The sequence below is a fragment of the Pseudomonas sp. Pdm06 genome, assembly GCF_014851795.1.
GTDB classification, from domain to species: Bacteria; Pseudomonadota; Gammaproteobacteria; order Pseudomonadales; family Pseudomonadaceae; genus Aquipseudomonas; species Aquipseudomonas fluorescens_AA.
This window is the reverse complement of record NZ_JACVAH010000025.1, coordinates 43,357-66,596: the sequence shown is the minus strand read 5'-3', so window position 1 is coordinate 66,596 and position 23,240 is coordinate 43,357. Positions and strand designations below refer to the sequence as shown.

Sequence of the window (23,240 nt, the reverse complement as noted above, 5' to 3'; positions counted from 1 at the left end):
GGGCATCGGTGGCGAGCATGTTACAGGCTCTCGCGTTCGAAATAGCCAATGGCGGGTAAGGTCAGCGCTCGCCAGGCAGGGGCCAGGTGTACTTGCGAAGACCTGAGCCAGAAACCGTCCTGGCACACCAACTGTTCAGCGGGTGCTTGCAGCAAAAGGGTCAGAGGCAATGACTGTACCGAACCTGGGTCGTCATTGTCCTCCGCTTCCCAATCGCGTTCAAAACAGCGCACGCGCACCTGATCGTCGTCGAAACCTTCAAACAGGGGGCGGTGACCCAGCCACTGCGGGTGCACTCGCAACGTGTGCGCCTGGACATCCAGCAACAGCAATTGCCAGCCTCGATAGCTGCCACACAACTCGGTCACGTCGGTAGCCATACAGGTCAGGGCCAGATAACGACCATCCGCCGACCAGATCATCGAGGGGGCCAGGTCGGTCAACGCGCAGCCTGATGCTGTCAGCAGGTGGCCGCCAAGCCGAGGCGTCCGCGCCCGCATCCAACTGTCGGCATATTCCGTCTCGCTGCCGAACAACCAGGCGGCATCCTGTTGGTTGGGTGCGGGCTGGATGAAGTCGCCATCGGCGTTGGCGACTTGCGGGCGATCCACCAGACGCCAAGGTGTAACGCTGTGCAGGTGTGAATCGGTCACCTGCAGCTCCACGGTGTTGTAGAACAGCCGGGATTGCTCGTCGGGTTGAAAGAACGAAGAGTCGCTATCGCTCTGCGGCGCGGGGATATTGAAGCGTTGCAGCGCGCTGCTCTCCAGGTCTTGATCGAGACGGCCGGCCACCACCGCCAGGCTCAGCCGGCCTGCGCGGAAATCGAGCAGGCGAGCGACCCACATCGTGGGCCCCTGCAGCAGCTGTCGCTCCTTCAGATCGGCAACCACCCCGTGGGTCGCGACCGTCGTGGCACCGTCGAAGGACAGCAGGGCCAGGTAACGTCCGCAATCGGAGACCCGATGATCCAACAACCAGCGGCCAGGCAATTGCCAGTCGCCGATCTGACAGCGATAACCGCCCAGCCCGTCGGGATTATCGCCAAGCCAGGTCAACCGTGCGCGCACCCCGTCCTGCATCGGCTGCGTTTCGATGGATGAATCGCCGCGCTGGCCTTGGCTGTCCAGCGGCATCGCGATGGTCATGCGGGTCAACGCAAACTCGCCCTCCTGCACGCGACCTTGGGCATCGTGACCGACCTGGGTCTCGCTATCGCCGTGGATGCTGTCCAAGCGGTAGCCATAACGCCCGGAGCCCGGTCGCGGGTAGTCAAGGTACGAGCCGATCTGCACATGGCTTGCGTCGAGACCCAGCAACTCGTGCCAATAGAAGGACGGTTCTGCTTCGCTCTTCACCCAAGGCGTGGGCAGGGCGCGCCAGCCCAGGTCGAGCTGCCACAGCCAATACTGGTCGCCGTCTGCATGAGGGGTTTGTTCCTGGGCCAGACACACCAGGGCGCGTTGATCGCTGCTCCATACCAACGGCGCATCGGCCGCCATCAACAGGCCGGCCGGTTGCCCGTTGACGCTGATGGTATAGCGCGGTGAAACCAGCGGTTCCAGCGGCTGGGCCAGGTCGCGAAACGTCGCGGGCAAGGCAATGTCGCCCCGCAGGCAGTGCTGGCCGTCCGCAGAACGCCGCTCGAAGGACTGCTGAACCTGCTCCGGATGCCAATCGGAGTCCAGCCAGAGGTCGGCGAAGGGGACCAAGTGGGTAACGCTGGCCGTCTGGAACAGCTCATCCAGTCGGATTTCGCGAACGCTGTCGTCCACCAGTGGGCTATGGCGCCCGCTCAACACGCCGAGATCAAAAGCATCCAACTCCCAGAGTTCGCTGTCGGCACAGCGGTACACCTGGCGCTGTTGACGGTCGAGGACGACCAGCCCCCAGTTCTGCCGGGACGGTACGGTCGCCGCAAAATAGCGCCCGTCGCGGGAGAACAGTGACGAAGAGCCAAGGCCTTGCAGGAGCACGCCATCGGGGAACAGATAGTCGCAATAAGTGGGGCCGCCCATGGCGATTTCACTGTGGTTGAACACCCGGATCGGTTCGCCTTCAGGCGTCAGTTGCGGCTCGCTTCCACCCCAGGCACTGGCGCCTTTGCCGGAAACGGGCGCCAAACCCAGGCGCCGCTCCCAGGTGCTGACACACGCCAGCCCGACGCCGATGCTGGCGATGGCCGCCAGGATGCCCCACCACTCAGGCAAGGCCCGACCCACACTGAAACCCAGGCCGAACACGGCGCCGACGATCAACCTGCCACAGACTCGCCCGGCCGACAAAAAGCCGAATCGCGCGGCAAGCCCCATCAGCAGGCCGAAGAACAACACCGCCAACAAAGCCAATGGAGGCGGCAATATCGTGACGAAAAAAGCCGGCACCAGCAGGATGCCGAGTTGCCAGAACAGTTCAAGAAACAGTCGGGAGAGGCTGGGACTGGCGATGATGGTTATCTCATTGGGGGCTTTAAGGGGCAGGCTGGGCATGGGGAATCAGGTGCTGATTCATGGCTTGTATCCGCACGTGCTGTTTGTCTCGGGGCGCTAATGGACAACTGAATGCTGCACCACCGTTAGCTCGCTGACTTTATCCTTCAGGATCGCCGGTGTTCGAAATGCGCTCGTAACAGCTTTGTACTCAAGTCTTCCCAATGCTCGACAAATGCTGCGCGTGCAATCTCGAAGTCTCTACTGCGCAGGCACTCTATCAAGTGTTCATGATCGGAGACGATCTGCTTGGGATCTTCATAGCAGGGTTGTTGCAGCACCAGCAGCAGCTCAATCTCGCTCTCCAGCATTGCATAACTTCGTTGCAATCGCGGGCTGCCACTGGCGCGGATAATGGCCCGATGAAAGTCACCATCGGCGATGACAATTTCCGAACGCGGCGCATCGGCAGGGGTAACACGCAGTTTTTCCACGGCGCTCAGTGCATCCGGTGGAATAACGCCGCTCAGAATAATCATCCGTACCGCTTCAGTTTCCAGTACCCCTCGCAACCTGGCGATATCCACGATTTCGTTCGGTCCGAACTCGGGTATGCAAAACCCGCGATGAGGCACCTTCAGCAGCAAGCCGAATGAAACCAGCAGTTGGGCTGCGCTGCGGAATGTGTTGCGCGCGACGTCGTACTCCTCCGCCATTTTTACGTCCCGCAGAAACTCACCGGGCTCGAAGTCACCGTTCAGGATCCTGGCTTTGAGCTTCGCAGCCAGCACCTCGACCGCCGAGAGCTTGGCTGGCTGCGTTTCAATGTTCGCGCTGGAAATCATCATCTTTACATGACCAGGGTAGGGAGCTCGGCTGGGGGCGATTCTATATGTCTGGGCTGTATCGCACCAGAGGCGAACCTATGTATCCATTAAATTGTTCAACAATTATCTGTTTCCTGAAAAATAAGAGAATATTTTTTATCATTAAAATCAATGTATTGGCGGTCATTTTCAGATGAATCAGCCATTGTCACGTATTTTTTTCTTTCAATTCTAAAAATTGTAGCACAATATTTGGCGATCAAAGACGTACGGTGATGGCTTGTCCAAGGCCCGGAGTTCAACGATGCGAGTGATTCGGAAAGACGGGTTCAGTGAGGGGCTTGCGGCGCTACAGGGAGATCTGGCAGCCCCTTTCTCCCCTGTTTCGGTCGAGGAAGGCGGGCGGATTCTGCGAGACCGCTTTGGGGTCGAGGCTGATCTGACGCGATTCGCGACGGAAAAAGACGATACGTTTCGATGCGACAGTTCGGACGGGCAGTCTTACGTTCTTAAAATTGCCAACCCCCAGGAAGCACCGCTGGAACTCTCGCTGCAAATTGAAGTGATGCGACACATTGAGCTCAAGGCGCCGCAGCTGCCGATTCCCAGGGTTTATCAATCTCTGGACGGGGAGTACCTGGCTCGAATTGAAACGAGTCATGGCGAGACAAGGCAGGTGAGGTTAATGAGCTTCCTGCCCGGCACGCCTTTGGATAAAACCAGTGTGGACTTGCGGGGGCGCGAGCGTATCGGCGAATTACTTGCCCGCCTCAGGCTTGCCACTGCCGACTTCTCTCACCCGGGAGAGTCTCGGAAGGTGTGTTGGGATGTGCAAAACCTGAGGACGCTGGAGCCTTTGCTGAAGTGTGTACCTGAGCCGATGCGCCGACAGCAATTGGAAAGGGCCCTCGAACGATTTGCTGATGTTGAAGGCTTGATTGCGGGCTGTCGAAAACAAGTACTGCACAACGACTTCAATACTTCAAACATCGTCGTTGATGCGCACAATCCGCAAGTTGTCAGCGGAGTGATCGACTTCGGCGATGCGGTCAAGACAGCCATTGCCATTGATGTATCCACGGCAATGATGAACCAGTTAGGGGCGGGGGGAGGGGGTAGCGAAGTTGATATTTTCGCCCCGGCAAAAGATGTTCTAAGAGGGTATTTGCGTGTTGCCGACCTAACCCCTGAGGAACTGTCCCTTATCCCGCACCTTACCATGGCGCGGCTGATCACCAGAGCCTTGATAACTACCTGGCGATCGCAGCTTTTCCCGCAAAACAGTGCGTATATCTTGAGGAATGCCGCGCCGGGGTGGGGCCAGCTTGGCTGGATGCTTAACCGATCTACGTCACAAATGTCCGAACTTCTGATGTCCTTCGCTGATTGATTCATCCTTGTTAGAGGGGATTTAAATGAGCCATTTAAAAATCGAGGCTGTCCGCGGTGATATGCCTAACGGATTCAATCCTGCCAATACCGATCATCTGGACGCCGCGGCGCGCGAGCATATTCAGCGCCGAGCCAATCTTTTAGGACCCGCTTATCGGTTGTTCTATAACGAGCCGGTGGGTGTTGCTCGCGCCAAAGGTGCATACCTGTACGACAAGGACGGCAATGAGTATCTGGACGCCTACAACAATGTCGTGTCAGTCGGGCACTGCCATCCCCGTGTCGTCGCTGCGATAACTGAGCAGTTGAGTACCCTGTGCAGCCATACAAGGTACATGCAGGATGGGATTCTTGATTATGCGGAGCAGCTGCGTGCCACCGCAGACGGTGAGATGGGGGCTGACGGTCATTTGATGTTCACCTGCAGCGGTTCGGAAGCCAACGACCTGGCCATTCGCATCGCGCGCCATCACACCGGGAATACCGGCGTCATCGTCACGGCCGAGGCTTACCACGGAAACTCTGCAACCGTGGCCGCTTTTTCACCCTCGCTAGGCGCCAATGCCAAGCTTGATCCATTTGTTCGTCGGGTACCCGCTCCGGATTCTTATCGCATTCCGCGTGAAGCACTGGGCCGGTACATGGCGGACCAAGTCTCTGCGCAGATTCGGGATATCCAGCGCCATGGCGGTGGAATAGCGGCGTTCATTGCTGACTGCCTGTTTTCGTCGGATGGCCTGTTCTGTGATCCGGTGGACGTATTCGGCCCCATTGCCGAGGTGGTGCGCAAAGCCGGGGGGCTGTTTATTGCCGATGAGGTTCAGTCAGGATTTGGGCGAAGCGGAACACATTTTTGGGGGCACCAGCGTCATGGTGTCGTGCCGGACATCATCACAATGGGTAAACCCATGGGCAACGGCTACCCCGTGGCAGGGTTGATGGTGCGCCCGGAAGTGGTCGCAGGTTTTGGGCGTGATATGCGTTATTTCAATACCTTTGGCGGCAATAGCGTCTCGATTGCGGCTGCCCAGGCCACCCTCGACGTTATTCGAGAAGAGCAACTCATGGCCAACGCCAACCGTGTGGGTGGCCTGATCATGGCAGGCCTTAAAGACTTGGCCGCGCGGTATGAGCAGATTGGTGATGTTCGAGGCACGGGCATGTACTTTGGCGTCGAGTTGGTCACCGACAGGGGCAGCAAAGCACCCGACATGAAAACCGCTCTGCAGCTGGTTAACCACTTACGTGAAAAGCGTGTGCTTATTTCCGCCACGGGACCTGATGCGAGCATTCTGAAAATTCGCCCGCCCTTGATATGGACTGAAAGGGAAGCTGGCCGGCTCCTTGATTCATTGGAAAGTGCTTTTTCCGAGTTGTAGAGCACCTGCCAGTTTCATCGGCAACGTTTGCCGAGGCTGATCTGTTAAACGGTGATTCGTACCCAGTAGCCCGACCATTTAGGACCGCATTCATGAGCATTCTTCGCCCCAAGTACATTACCTTCGACTGCTACGGCACGTTGACTAATTTCAGAACAGCAGCCCTGACGCGTGAGCTCTTCGCCGATCGCGTCACCGCCGGGCAGATGGATCAATTCATCAAGGATTACGCGGCCTATCGTCTTGACCAGGTGATGGGGGATTGGCGTCCTTATGATGAGGTGCTCAAGACCGCCCTGGCGCGGACTTGCAAGCGTTGGGGCATCGAGTACCGGGGCGAAGGCCAGCTGTACTACGACGCGGTGCCGAGCTGGGGGCCGCACCCTGATGTGCCGGATGGCCTGGCGAAAATCGCCGGTAAGATTCCATTGGTGATTTTCTCCAATGCCATGGACGAGCAAATCATGTCCAACGTCGACAAGCTCGGGGCGCCTTTCCATAAAGTCTTCACCGCCCAGCAGGCCCAAGCCTATAAGCCGCGCCTGGCCGCCTTCGAGTTCATGCTCGATAACCTCGGTTGCGGGCCGGAGGATGTTCTGCACGTGTCCTCGAGTTTCCGTTATGACCTGATGTCGGCCCACGACATGAAGATCAAGCACAAGGCCTTCGTTGCCCGTGGGCATGAGCAGCCGGCGAATGCCGCCTTTGGCTACCACCAGATCCCGGACATCGGCGGGCTGGCGGGGTTGGTCGGGTTGTAGTCTCAGGCGATTCTCTCAAGAACTGGCAGAGGAGGCCGCCCGGCGTAGGGTGCGCATCTATGAGAATGCGCCCGTGCTTGGCCTCGCGCGCCAGGTGGGCACGGTGCACCAGGTGAAGACGCCACTTGGTAAAGTGCGGGCCAGGCAGGTGTTGTTGGCGACCGGCACGTGCGCCGTGGGACCATTGGGATGGTTTCGTCGGCGCATCGTGCCCGGGGCTTTTATCGTCGTCACAGAGCCCTTGTCCGTTGAGATGCTTGATCGCCTGGTGCCGCGTCGGCGCATGAACACCGATACGAAAAATTTCGTTAATTACTTTCGAGTCACCCCTGACAATCGTTTGGTGTTCGGCGGTCGTGCGCGGTTCGCGACATCGAACCCCGCTTCCGACATGAAAAGCGGTGTCATCCTGCAGAAATCGCTGATCGACATCTTCCCTGAGTTGAGCTGTACGCGTATCGATTACTGCTGGGGCGGCATGGTTGATATGACTCGCGACCGTCTACCCCGTGCAGGTGAGCACGACGGGCTGTTCTACTCTATGGGTTACAGCGGCCACGGCACCCATATGTCGACCTAAATGGGCGCGATTATGGCCGAGGTGCTCAATGGCCGCGCCGACCTGAACCCGTGGCGGGATTTCACCTGGCCGGCTATCCCTGGGCATTTTGGAAACCCATGGTTTCTTCCGTTGGTAGGCGCCTATTACCGGTTCCAGGACCTGATACGTTAATCCGCCGTGCCGGGCCTGGTGTGTACCTTTGGACCATAGGACTGTATCTGCGATGGACCAGCCAGAAACGAAAAAGCCGCGCAATGCGCGGCTTTTTGTATGGTGGGCCCACACGGACTCGAACCGTGGACCAAAGGATTATGAGTCCTCTGCTCTAACCAACTGAGCTATAGGCCCTCAGTAGGTCGCGGATTATAGCGACGGTTTCTCGGCTGTGCTATCCGAAAAATCCGATACGCTCACACGAAGAAACGTTGCGGCAAACTCGTCGGCGCACAGGGGCAGGCTGACGATGTAGCCCTGGATCTGTTCGCAACCTTCTTCGGCCAGGAATTGCTGCTGGGCCAGGGTTTCGACGCCCTCGGCGATGATGGTGAATTGCATGCTACGGCCCAGCGCGATGATTGCCCGCACGATGGCCGCGTCGTGCGGGTCGTCGGGCAGGCCGCGGACGAAGGACTGGTCGATCTTGAGGATGTCCAGCGGCAGGCGCTTGAGGTAGCTCAGGGAGGAATAGCCCGTGCCGAAGTCGTCGATGGCCAGTTGCACACCGAGGTTCTTCAACTGGTGCAGCACCGTCAGGGCCTCTTCGGCCTGGCTCATGATGAAGTTCTCGGTAATTTCCAGTTGCAATAAGTCGGGCCGGAGCTGGTGTTCGCGCAGCAGTTGTTCGATACGCCCCAGCAGGTTGGGCTGGCGCAGTTGGGCGCCGGCCAGGTTGACCGAGAGGGAGCCGAGGCTTTCGTAGGTGCTGTTCCATTCGCACAGTTGCCGGCAGGCGCGTTCCAGTACCCAGTCGCCAATTTGCAGGATCATGCCGTTTTCTTCCGCCAACGGGATGAAGTGTTCGGGGGGAACGTCGCCAAATGTCGGGTGATACCAGCGGATCAGCGCCTCGGCCCCCACCAGGCGATTGTCGGCGAGGCTGATTTTCGGTTGGAAGGACAGTGACAGCTCGTTGCGTTCAATCGCTCGGCGCAGTTCGTGTTCCAGGGCCACGCGCTCGCTCGCCTGGGCGGTGAGGTCGCGGGTGTAGCTTTCCACCCGGTTACGCCCCTTGGCCTTGGAGCGGTACATCGCCGCGTCGGCATTCTTGACCAGCGTGGCGACGTCGCAGCCGTCCTGGGGGTAGAGGCTGGTGCCGATGCTGGCGCTGATGAAAAACTCGTGCTCGCCGGCCTGGAAGGGGGCGGTAAAGCAGTTCAACAGTTTTTGGGCGATGTGCTCGGCATCGCTGGGCTGTTGCAGGCCTGGCAGCAGGATAATGAATTCGTCGCCGCCCAGGCGCGCCACGGTGTCGATGTCGCGCAACTGCTCGCGCAAGCGCACGGCAATGCCCTTGAGCAGCAGGTCGCCGACCGGGTGCCCGAGGCTGTCATTGATGTGCTTGAAGCGGTCCAGGTCCAGGAACAGCACGGCACCCTGGCCGCCGTTTTCCTGCTGGCCGTTGAGCGCCGCCAGCAAGCGGCTTTCGAACAGCGTGCGATTGGGCAGGCCCGTCAGTGGGTCGTGGTGAGCCTGGTAGTCGAGCCGGGCCTGGGCGTGCTTGAGGCTGGAGATATCGGCGAAGACCGCGACGAAATGGGTGATCTGTCGGCCCCGATTGCGCACTGCGCTGATGGTCAGCCAACTGGGGTACAGCTCGCCGTTCTTGCGTCGGTTGGAGATCTCTCCCTGCCAGTGTCCCTCGGCCGTCAACTGGTGCCACATCGCGGCGTAAAACGCGCTGTCATGCAGGCCGGAAGCCAACAACCGAGGCGTATGGCCCAAGGCTTCGGTTTCGCTATAGCCGGTGATTTCGGTGAAGGCCCGGTTCACGGCGCTGATGTGCTGTTGCGTGTCGGTGATCAGTACGCCTTCGGCAGTGCTTTCGAACACGGTGGCGGCCTGTTGTAGTTTTTCCTGCATCAGGTGGCGTTCGGTGATGTCCCGGGCGATGGTCAGCATGCAGTCTTCGTTGCCGATGGGCAGGGGGCGGCTGGACACTTCGCAGAGCCGGATCTGCCCGTCGTTGCGGCGGATATGGCAGCTGAAATCCCTGACGAAGCCGTCCCGCTTCAGCAGGTCAAGCATCTGCTTGCGCTCGTTGAGATTGACCCAGATACCCAGGTCCAGAGTGGAGCGGTCTACCGACAGGGCGCTGTTGAAACCGGTAATGCGGCTGAACCCTTCGTTGACCTCGATCAGCAGGCCATCGCTTTGCCGGGACAGCAGCAGTCCATCGGGCGAGGCGTGGAACGCCTTGGCGAACTTCTCTTCGGATGTCTGCAATTGCTGCTGGGTTTCCTTGAGCTGGCTGATGTCCCGCACCACCACGACCAGGGCTGGCGTCGTATCGAGGTCGAAGGGTTCAGCGGAGATCAGCCCGGTGAATACCTGGCCGTTGCTGCGGCGAAAGGGCATTTCCAGATTGCGAATGCTGCCGGCCTGTAAACGCTGCAACAAGCTCGGCCCCACGCCCTGGATGCCCCAGATGTTCAGTTCGGTTGCGTTGCGCCCCACCACTTCTGCGGCGCTCAGGCCGATCTGCTCTTCGAAGGCCTTGTTGACCTCCAGCAGGCAACCGTCCAACAGCCGTGCTATCACCAGGATGTCCGGGCACTGGCGGAACACCGAGGCAAATTTCTGCTCCGAAAGACGCAGCGCTTCCTCGGTGCGCTTGGCTTCGCTGATATCGATCATCAATCCGCGCATCAGCGGCTCGTGCCCGTGTTCGATCAGGCTGACAATGTCGCGCACCCACAGGCAGCGACCATCGGCCGTGATAACCCGGTAATCGATGCAGTGATCGCGACCCGCCAGCACTTCATGGTCGCAATAGGTCTGGGCGCGGGTCAGGTCGGCCGGATGAATGATGTTGCGCCAGAAGCCCGGGACCAGCCAATGGGAGAGGGGATAGCCCAACAGGTCTTCGGCGTGAGGCGACACGTAGCTGTAGGTGAAATCGCTGACCCTTGCCTCCCAGGCAATGGCCGACAGGCTCTCCACCAGCCCACGGTAATGGTATTCGCTGCTGCGCAGCTCCTGCTCAAGCTCAACCCGGCGGGCGATTTCCGAGCTGAGCCGGCGATTGATGCGAATCACCACCGCCAGTATGCCGACCAGGAGCAGCAGCGCAGGCAGGCCGTAAAACAGTAAATCTGACCAGAGCTGGCCATAGTCGTGCACATTGCCGATCCACTTCTGCTGGATCTCGGCGACCTCGGCCGGACTCATGTCTGCCAGGACTTTGTCCAGGATGCCCACCAATACCTTGTTGTCTCGAGGGACGGCCATTGCCAATTGATAGCGATAAGGCGTTTCCCCACTGACATAAAGGCCTTCGAGCTTGAGTTGGCGCAGGCTCCAGACACTGGAAGCCAGATCGCCCACCACCGCGTCTACTTCATCGGTCGCCAGTGCTTGCAGGGCTGAACTGACGTTGGGCAGCGCCACCAGGTTAAGGTCGGGATGATGGTTGCGCAGCAATTCATGAGGCGCGTAGTTCTCCACCACGGCGATTTTCAGCCCATACAGCTCCTTGAGGCTGTGAGGCTGGGCGCCACCGCGATGGGCCAGGATGACAATGGGGAAATCCAGGTAGGGGCGGGTAAATGCCAGGTAATTCTGGCGCTCCGGAGTGGACATGATGCCAGGCAATAGGTCGATCTTGCCCTGTCCGACCTGCTCCAGTACGGCAGTCCAGCTGGCCGGCTCGACGGGCGTGAGCCTGACGGCCAACCGTTCACGGATGATCTCGATGTAGTCGGCGGCCAGGCCCTGATAGCGGCCTTGATCGTCGCGAAACTCAAACGGCGGCCATGAAGCGTCTACACCCAGGCGCAGGTCGGGGTGGTCCTTGAGCCAGCGGAGCTCCTCATCGGTGAGCGTCAACGCGCCAGCTGTTGCGGTCCAGGTGATCAATGACAGCAAAAGCGCGGCCGTCAGTCTGGGCATCACTGTCTCGTCATGGCTTGGGGAGGATGTTTCGAGTGTAGACGGGCAACAGGGGGGTGAGGAGCGTAACGAAGGGGATTTTATCTGCGCATAACAAAACCCCCGGCAGGGCCGGGGGTTTTGAAGGTCACTCGTCGAGGAAGGAGCGCAGATGCTCGCTTCGCGTCGGGTGGCGCAGTTTGCGCAACGCCTTGGCTTCGATCTGACGAATCCGCTCGCGGGTTACATCGAACTGCTTACCGACTTCCTCAAGGGTGTGGTCGGTATTCATGTCGATGCCGAAGCGCATGCGCAGTACCTTGGCTTCACGGGCAGTGAGGCCGGAGAGTACTTCGCGAGTCGCTTCCTTGAGACTCTCGACAGTGGCGACATCGATCGGAGACTGCATGGTGGAGTCTTCGATGAAGTCCCCCAGATGGGAGTCTTCGTCATCGCCGATCGGGGTTTCCATGGAGATCGGCTCTTTGGCGATCTTCAATACCTTGCGGATCTTGTCCTCAGGCATTTCCATGCGTTCGCCCAGCTCTTCCGGCGTCGGTTCGCGACCCATTTCCTGCAGCATCTGCCGGGAAATGCGGTTGAGCTTGTTGATCGTCTCGATCATGTGCACCGGGATACGGATGGTGCGGGCCTGGTCGGCGATCGAGCGAGTGATCGCCTGACGGATCCACCAGGTGGCATAAGTCGAGAACTTGTAGCCGCGACGGTATTCGAACTTGTCCACCGCCTTCATCAGGCCGATGTTGCCTTCCTGGATCAGGTCGAGGAATTGCAGGCCGCGGTTGGTGTACTTCTTGGCGATGGAGATCACCAGACGCAAGTTCGCTTCGACCATCTCTTTCTTCGCGCGACGGGCCTTGGCCTCGCCGATCGACATGCGACGGTTGATGTCCTTGATCTCGGCGATGCTCAGGCCGGTCTCGGCCTCCAGCGCACTGAGCTTCTGCTGGCAACGAATGATGTCTGGCTGCAGGCGGGCAATGGCTTCAGCGTATTTGCTCTTGCCCTTGGCCAGTGCATCGGTCCAGCTTTCGTCGACTTCGTTGCCCGGGAACTGGCGCAGGAAATCAGCGCGTGGCATGCGGGCATCACGCACGCAAAGCTGCATGATCGCGCGCTCTTGCTGACGCAAGCGATCCAGGGCACTGCGAACACGCTCGACCAGGCCTTCGAATTGCTTAGGCACCAGTTTGATCGGCATGAACAACTCGGCCAGCGCCAACAGCTCGGCAATCGCCTGCTTGTTGTTGCGGCCGTGCTTCTTCAGCGCCTTGCGGGTGATTTCCATCTGGTCGGCCACGGCGCCGAAACGCTGTGCGGCGATGACCGGATCCGGACCGCTTTCGGCTTCTTCCTCGTCGTCGCTCGCTTCGGCGTCGTCGTCATCGGTGTCGTCGTCGGCCTTGACGGCTTTCGCATCGATCGGCGGCGGCACTTCGGCGGCAGGCGGCGCAATGCCGTCGTCCGGGTCGATATAGCCGCTCAGGACGTCGGACAGGCGGCCACCTTCGGTGGTGACGCGGGTGTACTCGGAGAGAATATGGTCAACCGTGCCAGGGAAGTGCGCAATTGCGCCCATCACTTCACGGATGCCTTCTTCAATACGCTTGGCGATTTCGATTTCGCCTTCACGTGTGAGGAGCTCTACCGTACCCATTTCACGCATGTACATGCGCACGGGGTCCGTGGTGCGACCAATGTCGGTCTCGACCGCTGCCAACGCTGCGGCCGCTTCTTCAGCGGCCGCCTCGTCGGTATCGGCGTCGGCCAGCATAAGGGCATCCTTATCTGGAGCAACCTCGAATACGTTGATCCCCATGTCGTTGATCATGCGGATGATGTCTTCCACCTGTTCCGGATCTGAAATATCCTCCGGCAGGTGGTCGTTGACCTCCGCGTAAGTCAGGTAGCCCTGCTCACGACCCAATAGGATCAACTCTTTGATACGAGACTGCTGTTGCGCTTTTCCGGACATAACACCCTATCCACTGAAGGTCTTGGCGGGCAAAAAACAAGCCGAGGATTATACCTGAGCTGTGACCTCACGCGCCAGTTGAGGTCGGGTTTGATGCGCAAACATTGCGGCTGAGTAAGTCGCGCAATTGGTTTTTCTCTTCGCTGGTCAACTCGCTCTGGCGAGCTTTTCGCAGAAGTTGTTCCAGGTTTCGCTCGCGTTGGCGGGCGGACAAGCTAGTAATGGTGTCGAAAAACTGTTGTTCAAGGTTGTCTCCATCAATCAGCCATTCCTTCTCGGCCAAGGCCTTCAAGAGGCGTCCCTGCTCGGTACCGTGCCACCGTGCGATCAACTGGAAAGAGTTTAGCTTGGGGTTCTTCTGCACGGCTTCAAGGAGGGCGACCAGCAATTGCGTATTGCTGTGGTCCTCGGCGGCGAAATGCCCTGCGTCCTCTACTTTCTCCGCCAGTTGCGGGTGATGCAGCAAGGTGCGCAAGGCGGCCAGTGTTGGGGGTTCGACGGCGGCCGGCACGCGCGGGGCACGTGGCTGGTCGCGATCGCCGCGCTTGCCGTTCTTGTCCCAGGGTTTCTTGTCCCATTTCTTGCCGCCGCTGCCGGGTTTTTTCGGCGTCCATTCCTGCTGGGGGGCGTAATCCTGCTGGGGTTGATGATAGTCGGCGAAATCCGGCATCGCGTCGTAATCGATGCCCGGGTCATACGCCGGCGGCGCCTCCTGGGGGGCGCTGTGCACCAGTTGATTGACCGCTTCGCTGTTGAGGCCGGTGATCTCGGTCAGGCGCTGGCGCATGAGCGTGCGCAGATTGGCGCCGGGCACCTTGTCGATCAGCGGCGCCGCGAGGGTGGCCATGTGGGCCTTGCCTTCGAGGGAGCGTGGATCGGCCTCTTCGGTCAGCTGCTGGAAAAAATAGTCGGCCAACGGTTGTGCGTGCTGGTTGATCCGCGCACGGAACGCGTCGGTGCCTTCGGAGCGCACCAGGGTGTCCGGGTCCTCGCCCTCGGGCAGGAACAGGAAGCGTGCCCGCCGGCCGTCCTGCAGGCACGGCAAGGTAGCCTCCAGCGCGCGCCAGGCGGCGTTGCGACCGGCCTGGTCGCCGTCGAAGCAGAACAGCACGTTGGGCACGACGCGAAACAGGCGCTTCATGTGTTCTTCGCTGGTGGCCGTGCCCAGGGTCGCGACGGCATTGCGCAGGCCTTGCTGGGCCAGGGCTATCACGTCCATGTAGCCCTCGACGACGATGATTTCGTCGAGGTTGCGGTTGTTCTTGCGCGCTTCGTACAGGCCGTAGAGTTCCTGGCCCTTATGGAACACTGGGGTTTCCGGGGAGTTCAGGTACTTCGGCTTGTCATCGCCCAGCACCCGGCCGCCAAAGGCGATGATCCGCCCGCGCGTGTCGCGGATCGGAAACATGACCCTGTCGCGAAAGCGGTCGTAGCGCTTGCCGGTTTCGGCGTTTTCGATCAGCAGGCCCGCGTCGATCATGGCGCGCTGCTGCAGCGTGTCGCTGCTTAGATGCTTGTACAGGTTGTCCCAGCCGGGCGGGGCGAAGCCGAGGCCGAAGTCCCGGGCGATTTCGCCAGTCAGGCCGCGGCCCTTGAGGTAATCCACCGCGGCCTTGCGCGCCGGGTGGCTCTTGAGGGCCTGGCGATAGAAATCGGCCGCCGCCGTCAGCAGTGGGTAGAGCGGTGAATCGGTCGGTTGGCGCGGCTTGTGCGGTCGACCGCTTTCTTCGCGGGGGATTTCCATGCCGGCGGCTTTGGCCAGTTCTTCGACGGCCTGGGGGAAGTCCAGGTTGTCGTGGTCCATGATGAAGCCGAGGGCATTGCCGCCCGCGCCGCAACCGAAGCAATAGTAGAACTGCTTGTCGGGGCTGACGCTGAAAGAGGGCGTTTTCTCTTTGTGAAACGGGCAGCAGGCCGTGTAGTTCTTGCCTGCTTTCTTCATTTGCAGGCGAGAGCTGACCACGTCGACGATGTCGGTGCGGTTCAGGAGGTCGTCAATAAAGCTCTGGGGAATCAGCCCGGCCATGGCGTTCTCATCATCACTGCGAAATATGGACCCGAAATCGGCAGGCGTAACCGGGTCTGGGTTTGAGGCACGCTGAATCGGTGGCTCGACCGGGTCGTCTGCATCATCGCTGTCGGGAAGTGTATCTGCCGATAATCCACTGACGTTAACAACTATCAGTATTCGACTGTTTGAATGTGTTGCGCTGAGTCCGGTAACGGCCGGTCAGGCCTCGGATAGCTCATGAAGCGGGCACGCAGGCAGGTGCCTTGGGCTGATCGTCGTTAGAGGAATCAGGGTGTGCTCGTCGGTAGCCTTGGAAGGCTCGTCAGGAAAGACGTGCACCGCTGGCAAAAGAGCCAGGTCTGACGCGGTGAAGCGGGTTGTCTTGGTCGCGTCTGCGGCTTTGACGGTGAAGCATCAAGCATTATTCCGCAAATGCCATAAGCCCGGCTTGAAGGCCGGGCTTGGCAGAAGCTTGCTACGGACGTCTGTGTATTAGTACAGACGTACGGCGCGGCGCTGTTCGCGCTGAACTTTCTTGGCGTGACGCTTAACAGCGGCTGCTGCCTTGCGCTTACGCTCAGAAGTCGGCTTCTCGTAGAATTCGCGGCTACGAACTTCAGCCAGAACACCGGCTTTTTCGCAGGAGCGCTTGAAACGACGCAGAGCTACGTCGAAGGGTTCGTTCTCTTTTACTTTGACGGCTGGCATCCAGAGCTACCTTCATTCATTACCGGGGTCAACATCCTCGCGGCAAAAGAGCACTTGAAGACGTCGGTTTTTAAGGGTTGCGGATGTTAACCCCTCAACGCTCGGAATGCAAAGCCTCTGATCGAAAACCGCTGGTCGGGGCACAACGCGACGACTATTATGCGCGCCTTCGAATTCAGCCTCTACAAGGCGCAAACCCATGCTAGTACTGGGATTAGAAACCTCCTGCGATGAAACCGGTGTCGCACTTTACGACAGTGAGCGCGGCCTGCTGGCCGATGCGCTGTTCAGCCAGATCGACCTGCACCGCGCCTACGGCGGGGTGGTGCCCGAACTTGCCTCCCGCGATCACGTCAAGCGCATGCTGCCCTTGATCCGCCAGGTCCTGGCCGAAGCCGGCTGCATGCCGACCGAGATCGACGGCATCGCCTACACCGCCGGCCCGGGCCTGGTGGGCGCGTTGCTGGTCGGTGCTTCCTGTGCCCAGGCGCTGGCCTTTGCCTGGGATATTCCGGCCCTGGGCGTGCATCACATGGAAGGCCACTTGCTGGCGCCGATGCTGGAGGCGCAACCGCCACAATTCCCGTTCGTCGCTTTGTTGGTATCGGGTGGCCATACACAGCTCATCCGGGTCGATGGCATCGGCCAATACGAGCTGCTCGGCGAAACCCTCGACGATGCCGCCGGCGAAGCATTCGACAAAACGGCGAAAATGATGGGGCTCAATTATCCCGGTGGGCCGGAAATTTCCCGGCTTGCGACGCAAGGGGTCGATGGGCGCTTCGTGTTCCCGCGACCGATGTGCGACCGCCCCGGCCTGGATTTCAGTTTCAGCGGGCTGAAGACTTTCGCCCTGAACACCTGGCAGCAGTGCGTCAGCGCCGGGGACGACAGTGAGCAAGCCCGTTGCGACATCTCGCTGGCGTTCCAGCAGGCTGTGGTGGAGACTTTGACCATCAAGTGCAAGCGTGCCCTGAAGCAGGCCGGCCTCAAGCGCCTGGTGATCGCCGGGGGGGTGAGTGCGAACAAGGCCTTGCGCACATCGCTGGAGAAAATGCTCGGTGACATGAAGGGCGACGTTTACTACGCCCGGCCGGAGTTCTGCACAGATAACGGCGCGATGATTGCTTTTGCCGGCTGCCAGCGTTTGCAGGCCGGTCAGCAGGAAAGCCTGGCAATCAGCGTGCAGGCGCGCTGGCCCATGGAGCAGTTGGCACCCCTGTGAAACGGCATTTAAAAATGCCGTTCGCGCCCGGCGAACAGGTCGCGTAGATTGCCCCGGTGGCGCCAGACGATCAGTGCAACCAGCACGGTCATTGGCAGCAAGGCCGCCGGCTCCTGCCAGGCCAGCAATGGCAGGGTCAGCGGTGTGGCGATCAGTGCGGCCAAGGAACTGGTGCGGGTCAGGTAGAACGTCAGCAGCCAGGCACAGACAGCCAGCAGGGCGGCGGGCGGGTACAGGCCCAGCAGCATACCAGCGGCGGTGGCGACACCCTTGCCGCCACGGAAGCGGAAGTACAGCGGGAACAAGTGGCCGATGACGGCGCAGACGCCGATCCAGGCCTGTTGCTGCAGCGAGAGCCCTGCAAGGCTGGCGATCAATACCGGGACAAGGCCTTTGCAGAGGTCGCCCAGCAGGGTCAGGATGGCGAGTTTGCGTCCGGCCAGGCGCAGCATGTTGGTGGCGCCGGCATTGCCTGAGCCACTCATTCGCGGATCCGGGCGACCGGTCAGGCGGCTGAGCAAAATGGCGAAGGACAGCGAGCCGAGCAGGTAGGCGAGAATCGCCAGTAACCAAAACATGCTAACTATTCCGGGCGAGGACGCCCTGATTCTAACGGGGCATCGCGCCCTTGTCGTGCTGCGGAGAAGAGTGCTTGGACAGAGTGTTTATCGAGGGCCTGGAAGTCGACACGGTAATCGGTGCCTACGACTGGGAGCGAGGTATCCGACAGTGCCTGCGGCTTGACCTGAGCTTCGCCTGGGACAACCGCCCGGCCGCCGCGGGCGACGACCTGACCCTGGCACTCGACTATGCCAGCGTGTCGTCGCGCATCCAGGCGTTTGCCGAGCAGGCGCATTTCCAGTTGGTCGAGACCTTCGCCGAACGACTGGCCCAGGAGCTGATGGGCGAGTTCAAGATCACCTGGTTGCGTCTGAAAGTGACCAAGCCCGGCGCCGTACCGGCGGCCAGCGGCGTTGGCGTGGAGATCGAGCGCGGATGTCGCTGACTCAGGTTTTTCTCGGGCTCGGCAGCAATATCGAGCGCGAAACCCATTTGTGCGCCGGTCTTGAGGCCTTGGCCGGTTTCCTCGTGGACATGCGCTGTTCGGCCGTGTTCGAGAGCCAGCCAGTGGGGATCAAGAGCGGGCCGTTCTTCAATTTTGTCGTCTCGGCCTTCACGGACCTGCCGCTGATGGAGTTGGATCGTCGCCTCAAGTTCATCGAGGCGGACAACGGTCGTTATGCGCCAGACCGCAAGGGCCTGCCACTGGATATCGACGTGTTGTTGTATGGCGAACAGGTCGGCAACTTCGATGGGCTGATCCTGCCGCGTGCGGAAATCCTCAAGAACGCCTTCGTTCTGTGGCCTTTGTCGCTGATCGCCCCGGATCGGATTCATCCGGGCGTGGGCAAAAGCTTCGCCACGTTGTGGGACGAGTCGCAGATCGACCAGGTGCTGGCGCCGGTGGCTTTCGAGTGGCGCGGTCAGCAGCTTACGCCGTCCAGCCTGTTGTGAGGCGCCTGCCGCCATCGCGAGCAAGCTCGCTCCCACATTAGAATTTCAGTGGACACCTATCTTGTGTTCAACCGAAATCCACTGTGGGAGCGAGCCTGCTCGCGATGACGGCGTTACATCCAGCCGAAATGCGAACTGACCCGAAAACGCCCGTCAGTTCGCCGCTTCCTTGTAGCTTTTTAACGCCTTGAGGCGCTCGCGCTTGATCGCCTCACCCAGCTCCGGCCCCTTGAAGCCTTTCTCCAGCAAAGGCTGCACCGCCACTGCGCGGGCCGCTGCCGCGGCGCCCCGCAGATAATCAGCCTGTGGATAACTTCGCTGCTCAAGCCCCTTGCGCCCGCGCGCGTCCATTTCGCAGGCCGCAATGAATTCCTCGAAGCGCTGGGGCCGACGGTACACATCAAAACTTTGTAGCAGCTCAAGCAGGGTAGATGCCTTCAGTTCAAGCGCGCGATGACCATGGGTATGGTATTGGCCCACCAATAACGCCAGCTCCTGACAGTCGCGCGGCGCCTTGAAGCGCTCGTTTACGACTTTGATCAGCTTCAAGCCCGTGTGCTCATGGGCGATGTGTCGCGGCCATTCGTGCTGGGGCGTCAGGCCTTTACCCAGGTCATGGAGCAGGCAGGCCCAGCGGACCGTTAGCGGCTGTTGATGCAGGGCCGCCTGTTCCAGCACGCTCAGGGTATGGACGCCAGTATCGATTTCCGGGTGATGGACTTCAGGTTGTGGTACGCCGAACAGCGCGTCGACTTCGGGCATCAAGACCTTGAGGGCTGTGCAGTCGCGCAAGACCTGGATAAATACCTGTGGTTGCTTTTCCATGAGGGCGCGGGAAATTTCTTTCCAGCTGCGCTCGGCCGTCAACGCCTCCAGTTCGCCGGACTCGCTGAGCTGGCGCATCAGCTCAAGGGTTTCGCCCGCCACTTTGAAACCCAGCGGCGCATAACGCGCGGCAAAGCGGGCAACCCGCAGGACTCGGAGCGGATCTTCGGCGAAAGCGGGGGAAACGTGACGCAGTACCCGGGCTTCGAGATCGCGCTGGCCGTGGTACGGATCGGTCAGATTGCCATGGTCATCTTCAGCCATGGCGTTGATGGTCAAGTCCCGGCGGACCAGGTCTTCCTCCAGAGTGACTTCAGGGCTGGCATGGAACACGAAGCCGCCATAGCCGCGGCCGCTCTTGCGCTCAGTGCGGGCGAGGGCGTATTCCTCGCCGGTCTTCGGGTCGAGGAATACCGGAAAGTCGGCCCCCACGGGGCGAAAACCCTTGGCGAGCATTTCCTCGGCGGTGGCTCCCACGACGACCCGATCGACGTCGGTGATGGGAATGCCCAGCAGGCGATCGCGTACGGCGCCGCCAACTTTATAGATCTGCATAAAAAACCTCCGTTGGTCCGACAGGATAACCTTTGCGTCGGACGTCCGGAGGCGAAAACGGGATCAAAGATGAATGACGGCCAGGTCCAGGCGGCCATAATCGCCTTCGGCTTGTTCGCCCCTGGGCGGCACATGATGGGTTTTCATCACTTGGTCGCCTTGCAAGGTTTCCAGGTGGATGTCGAAGCCCCAGAGGCGATGCAGGTGCTTGAGCACTTCATCGGTGGAGTCGCCCAGTGGTTTGCGGTTGTGCGCCTGGTGCCGCAGGGTCAGCGAGCGGTCTCCGCGGCGGTCGATGCTGTAGATCTGCACGTTGGGTTCGCGATTACCCAGGTTGTACTGCGCCGCCAGGGTTTCGCGGATGATGCGATAGCCGCTCTCATCGTGAATGGCAGGTACTACCAAGTCATCCTTCTGGTCGTCATCCAGGATGCTGAACAGTTTCAGGTCGCGGATCACCTTGGGCGAAAGGTACTGCAGGATGAAGCTTTCGTCCTTGAAGCTGCTCATGGCGAATTTAATGGCGGACAACCAGTCCGAACCGGCGATTTCCGGGAACCAGCGACGATCTTCCTCGGTAGGGTTTTCGCACATGCGCCGGATGTCGCGGTACATGGCGAAACCCAGTGCGTAAGGATTGATGCCGCTGTAGTACGGGCTGTCGAAGCCAGGTTGGAACACCACGCTGGTGTGTGATGTCAGGAACTCCATCATGAAGCCGTCGGTGACCAGGCCTTCGTCGTACAGGTCGTTCATCAGCGTGTAGTGCCAGAACGTGGCCCAGCCTTCGTTCATTACCTGGGTTTGGCGCTGTGGATAGAAATACTGGGCGATCTTGCGCACGATGCGCACGATTTCCCGCTGCCATGGCTCCAGCAGCGGTGCATGTTTTTCAATGAAATAGAGAATGTTCTCCTGGGGCTCGGCAGGGAAGCGGGCATTGTCTTTTTCGTTGTACTTGTCCGCACCCTTGGGAATGGTGCGCCATAGATCGTTGATCTGTTTTTGCAGGTGTTCTTCGCGGTCCTTCTGGCGCCGGCGTTCTTCTTCGGCGGAAATCGGATACGGTCGTTTGTAGCGGTCCACGCCGTAGTTCATCAGGGCATGGCAGGAGTCCAGCAGGTCCTCCACCGCGTCGATGCCGTGGCGCTCCTCGCATTGCATGATGTACTGCTTGGCGAACACCAGGTAATCGATGATCGAACTGGCATCGGTCCAGGTGCGGAACAGGTAGTTGCCCTTGAAGAAGCTGTTGTGCCCGTAGCAGGCATGCGCCACCACCAGCGCCTGCATGCAGATGGTGTTCTCTTCCATCAGGTAGGCGATGCAGGGGTCGGAATTGATCACGATCTCATAGGCCAGCCCCATCTGGCCGCGGCTGTAGGATTTCTCTGTGCTGAGGAAGTGCTTGCCGTAGGACCAGTGGTGATAGCCCAGCGGCATGCCGACCGACGCGTAGGCGTCCATCATTTGCTCGGCGGTGATCACCTCGATCTGGTTCGGGTAGGTGTCGAGGGCATAACGGTCCGCGATACGGCTGATTTCGCGGTCGTAGGCCTTGATAAGCTCGAACGTCCATTCGGAGCCGGTGGAAATGGGCTGGCGTTTCTGCTCTTTTTTGGCGGTCATGTCACTAACCTGCGCTGGAAGAGTTCACGGAAGACCGGGTAGATATCCCCGGCCGAGACCAGTTGCTGTTGGGCAAATGTGTCGGAAAATGCTTCGGCAATCCGTTCGTATTCGTACCACAAGGCCTGGTGTTCCCGTGGAGTAATTTCCACATAGGTGTAGTACTGGACGAACGGCATGATCTGGTTGATCAGGATGTCACGGCAGATCGGTGAATCGTCGTTCCAGTTGTCACCGTCCGACGCCTGGGCCGCATAGATGTTCCATTCGTTGGCCGGGTAGCGTTCGGCCATGATTTCCTGCATCAGCTTCAGGGCGCTGGAGACAATGGTGCCGCCGGTTTCCCTGGAGTAGAAAAACTCTTCTTCGTCCACTTCCCGAGCGCTGGTGTGGTGGCGGATGAACACCACATCGATCTTGTCGTAGTTCCGTTTCAGGAACAGGTACAACAGGATGAAGAAGCGCTTGGCGATGTCCTTGGTGGCCTGGGTCATGGAGCCGGAAACATCCATCAGGCAAAACATCACCGCCTTGGAGCTGGGGTTGGGCTGTTTCACCAGCAGGTTGTACTTGAGGTCGAACGTATCGAGGAACGGGACGCGGTGGATGCGTGCGCTGAGTTTCTCGATTTCCGCTTCAAGGTCTTGAATGTCGCCGAAATTGTCGGGTTCTTCGCGTTTCAGGCGAGCCAGTTCTTCCTTGGCTTCGCGCAGTTTGGCCCGGCTGCTGCCCGACAGCGCGATGCGTCGGGCGTGGGCCGAACGAAGGGTGCGGATGATGTTGATGCGTGATGGGTTGCCTTCATTGCTGATACCAGCACGCACGGTCTTGAAGGTGTCGGTACCGGTCAGGTTGCGCTTGACCAGGTTCGGCAGCTCCAGGTCCTCGAACATGAACTCCAGGAATTCCTCCTGGGTGATCTGGAAGACAAACTCATCCATGCCTTCGCCGGAATTGCCGGCCTTGCCAGGGCCCTTGCCGGCACCGCCGCCCTGGGGCCGGGGGATGTGCTCGCCACTGGTGAATTCCTTGTTGCCAGGGTGCACGACGGTCTGTTTGCCGCCGCGACCATGGTGAAGCACCGGCTCGTCGATGTCGCGGCCGGGGATGCTGATCTGCTCGCCGTGTTCCATATCGGTAATGGAGCGCCGGCTGACCGCCTCTTCGACGGCCTTCTTGATGTGGTCGCGGTAACGCCGCAGAAACCGCTGGCGGTTCACCGTGCTCTTGTTCTTGCCATTAAGGCGTCGGTCGATCACATAGCTCATAGGCCCCTCCAGGGGAGCTTCAAGTCGTAAGCCTCAAGCCGTAAGTGGCGTGGCGTCGAGCCTAGGGCTCGA

At 59.9% G+C, this 23,240-nt stretch carries 18 protein-coding genes and 1 tRNA gene; 8 read left to right on the top strand and 11 right to left on the bottom strand.

Going from position 1 to position 23,240, the window contains the following annotated elements; all coding sequences use genetic code 11:
* Positions 1-20: 20 nt before the first annotated feature.
* Both IB266_RS29415 and IB266_RS29410 read right to left on the bottom strand, forming a co-directional pair.
* Positions 21-2,489, bottom strand: coding sequence for a hypothetical protein (locus IB266_RS29415; RefSeq protein ID WP_318646612.1), 2,469 nt, complete (start codon positions 2,487-2,489; stop codon positions 21-23).
* Positions 2,490-2,596: 107 nt separating this feature from the next.
* Positions 2,597-3,277, bottom strand: a complete 681-nt coding sequence (locus IB266_RS29410) for a GntR family transcriptional regulator (RefSeq protein ID WP_192264141.1) — start codon at positions 3,275-3,277, stop codon at positions 2,597-2,599.
* Positions 3,278-3,560: 283 nt separating this feature from the next.
* Between IB266_RS29410 and IB266_RS29405 the strand changes: the two genes are divergently transcribed.
* The 5 genes from IB266_RS29405 to IB266_RS31320 all read left to right on the top strand — a co-directional run bounded on the left by IB266_RS29405 (position 3,561) and on the right by IB266_RS31320 (position 7,521).
* Positions 3,561-4,646, top strand: a complete 1,086-nt coding sequence (locus IB266_RS29405; protein ID WP_192264138.1) for a phosphotransferase — start codon at positions 3,561-3,563, stop codon at positions 4,644-4,646.
* 25 nt (positions 4,647-4,671) lie between these two features.
* Positions 4,672-6,027: an aspartate aminotransferase family protein gene (locus IB266_RS29400; protein WP_192264135.1), complete on the top strand. Its 1,356-nt coding sequence runs from the start codon at positions 4,672-4,674 to the stop codon at positions 6,025-6,027.
* 92 nt (positions 6,028-6,119) lie between these two features.
* Positions 6,120-6,788 carry a haloacid dehalogenase type II gene (locus tag IB266_RS29395; protein ID WP_192264132.1) on the top strand — a complete coding sequence of 223 codons (669 nt, stop codon included), beginning with the start codon at positions 6,120-6,122 and terminating at the stop codon, positions 6,786-6,788.
* Positions 6,709-7,368, top strand: coding sequence for an NAD(P)/FAD-dependent oxidoreductase (locus IB266_RS29390; RefSeq protein ID WP_412548325.1), 660 nt, complete (start codon positions 6,709-6,711; stop codon positions 7,366-7,368). Before IB266_RS29395 ends, IB266_RS29390 begins: the two co-directional genes overlap by 80 nt.
* A complete protein-coding gene (locus IB266_RS31320; RefSeq protein ID WP_225613684.1) occupies positions 7,369-7,521 on the top strand; it encodes a hypothetical protein in 153 nt (50 codons plus the stop codon).
* A gap of 100 nt (positions 7,522-7,621) precedes the next feature.
* On the opposite strand, the gene IB266_RS29385 is transcribed toward IB266_RS31320, so the two are convergent.
* From IB266_RS29385 to rpsU, 5 genes are all read right to left on the bottom strand, one after another.
* Positions 7,622-7,698, bottom strand: a tRNA-Ile gene (locus IB266_RS29385).
* 15 nt (positions 7,699-7,713) lie between these two features.
* Positions 7,714-11,457, bottom strand: a complete 3,744-nt coding sequence (locus IB266_RS29380; protein WP_192264129.1) for an EAL domain-containing protein — start codon at positions 11,455-11,457, stop codon at positions 7,714-7,716.
* 127 nt (positions 11,458-11,584) lie between these two features.
* The gene (gene rpoD, locus IB266_RS29375; RefSeq protein ID WP_060740348.1) at positions 11,585-13,432 is read right to left on the bottom strand and encodes an RNA polymerase sigma factor RpoD; all 1,848 of its coding nucleotides are present in this window, start codon (positions 13,430-13,432) and stop codon (positions 11,585-11,587) included.
* 67 nt (positions 13,433-13,499) lie between these two features.
* Entirely contained in the window at positions 13,500-15,458 is a 1,959-nt protein-coding gene (gene dnaG / locus IB266_RS29370; protein ID WP_192264127.1) for a DNA primase, read from the bottom strand.
* Between the two features lie 477 nt (positions 15,459-15,935).
* Positions 15,936-16,151: a 30S ribosomal protein S21 gene (gene rpsU / locus IB266_RS29365; RefSeq protein WP_002551877.1), complete on the bottom strand. Its 216-nt coding sequence runs from the start codon at positions 16,149-16,151 to the stop codon at positions 15,936-15,938.
* Positions 16,152-16,350: 199 nt separating this feature from the next.
* On the opposite strand from rpsU, the gene tsaD reads away from it, so the two are divergent.
* The gene (gene tsaD / locus IB266_RS29360; RefSeq protein ID WP_192264123.1) at positions 16,351-17,376 is read left to right on the top strand and encodes a tRNA (adenosine(37)-N6)-threonylcarbamoyltransferase complex transferase subunit TsaD; all 1,026 of its coding nucleotides are present in this window, start codon (positions 16,351-16,353) and stop codon (positions 17,374-17,376) included.
* Between the two features lie 8 nt (positions 17,377-17,384).
* On the opposite strand, the gene plsY is transcribed toward tsaD, so the two are convergent.
* Positions 17,385-17,954 (bottom strand): glycerol-3-phosphate 1-O-acyltransferase PlsY, encoded by a 570-nt coding sequence (plsY, locus tag IB266_RS29355; RefSeq protein WP_060740351.1) that lies wholly within the window; start codon positions 17,952-17,954, stop codon positions 17,385-17,387.
* Between the two features lie 74 nt (positions 17,955-18,028).
* On the opposite strand from plsY, the gene folB reads away from it, so the two are divergent.
* Positions 18,029-18,382: a dihydroneopterin aldolase gene (gene folB, locus IB266_RS29350; RefSeq protein WP_192264120.1), complete on the top strand. Its 354-nt coding sequence runs from the start codon at positions 18,029-18,031 to the stop codon at positions 18,380-18,382.
* Positions 18,373-18,891, top strand: coding sequence for a 2-amino-4-hydroxy-6-hydroxymethyldihydropteridine diphosphokinase (folK, locus tag IB266_RS29345; protein ID WP_192264117.1), 519 nt, complete (start codon positions 18,373-18,375; stop codon positions 18,889-18,891). Before folB ends, folK begins: the two co-directional genes overlap by 10 nt.
* A gap of 153 nt (positions 18,892-19,044) precedes the next feature.
* Here folK and IB266_RS29340 read toward each other — a convergent pair whose 3' ends face one another.
* From IB266_RS29340 to IB266_RS29330, 3 genes are all read right to left on the bottom strand, one after another.
* Positions 19,045-20,271 carry a multifunctional CCA addition/repair protein gene (locus IB266_RS29340; protein WP_192264114.1) on the bottom strand — a complete coding sequence of 409 codons (1,227 nt, stop codon included), beginning with the start codon at positions 20,269-20,271 and terminating at the stop codon, positions 19,045-19,047.
* Between the two features lie 63 nt (positions 20,272-20,334).
* Positions 20,335-21,900, bottom strand: coding sequence for a SpoVR family protein (locus IB266_RS29335; protein WP_060740355.1), 1,566 nt, complete (start codon positions 21,898-21,900; stop codon positions 20,335-20,337).
* A complete protein-coding gene (locus IB266_RS29330) occupies positions 21,897-23,168 on the bottom strand; it encodes a YeaH/YhbH family protein (protein WP_014340517.1) in 1,272 nt (423 codons plus the stop codon). Before IB266_RS29330 ends, IB266_RS29335 begins: the two co-directional genes overlap by 4 nt.
* Positions 23,169-23,240: the final 72 nt, after the last annotated feature.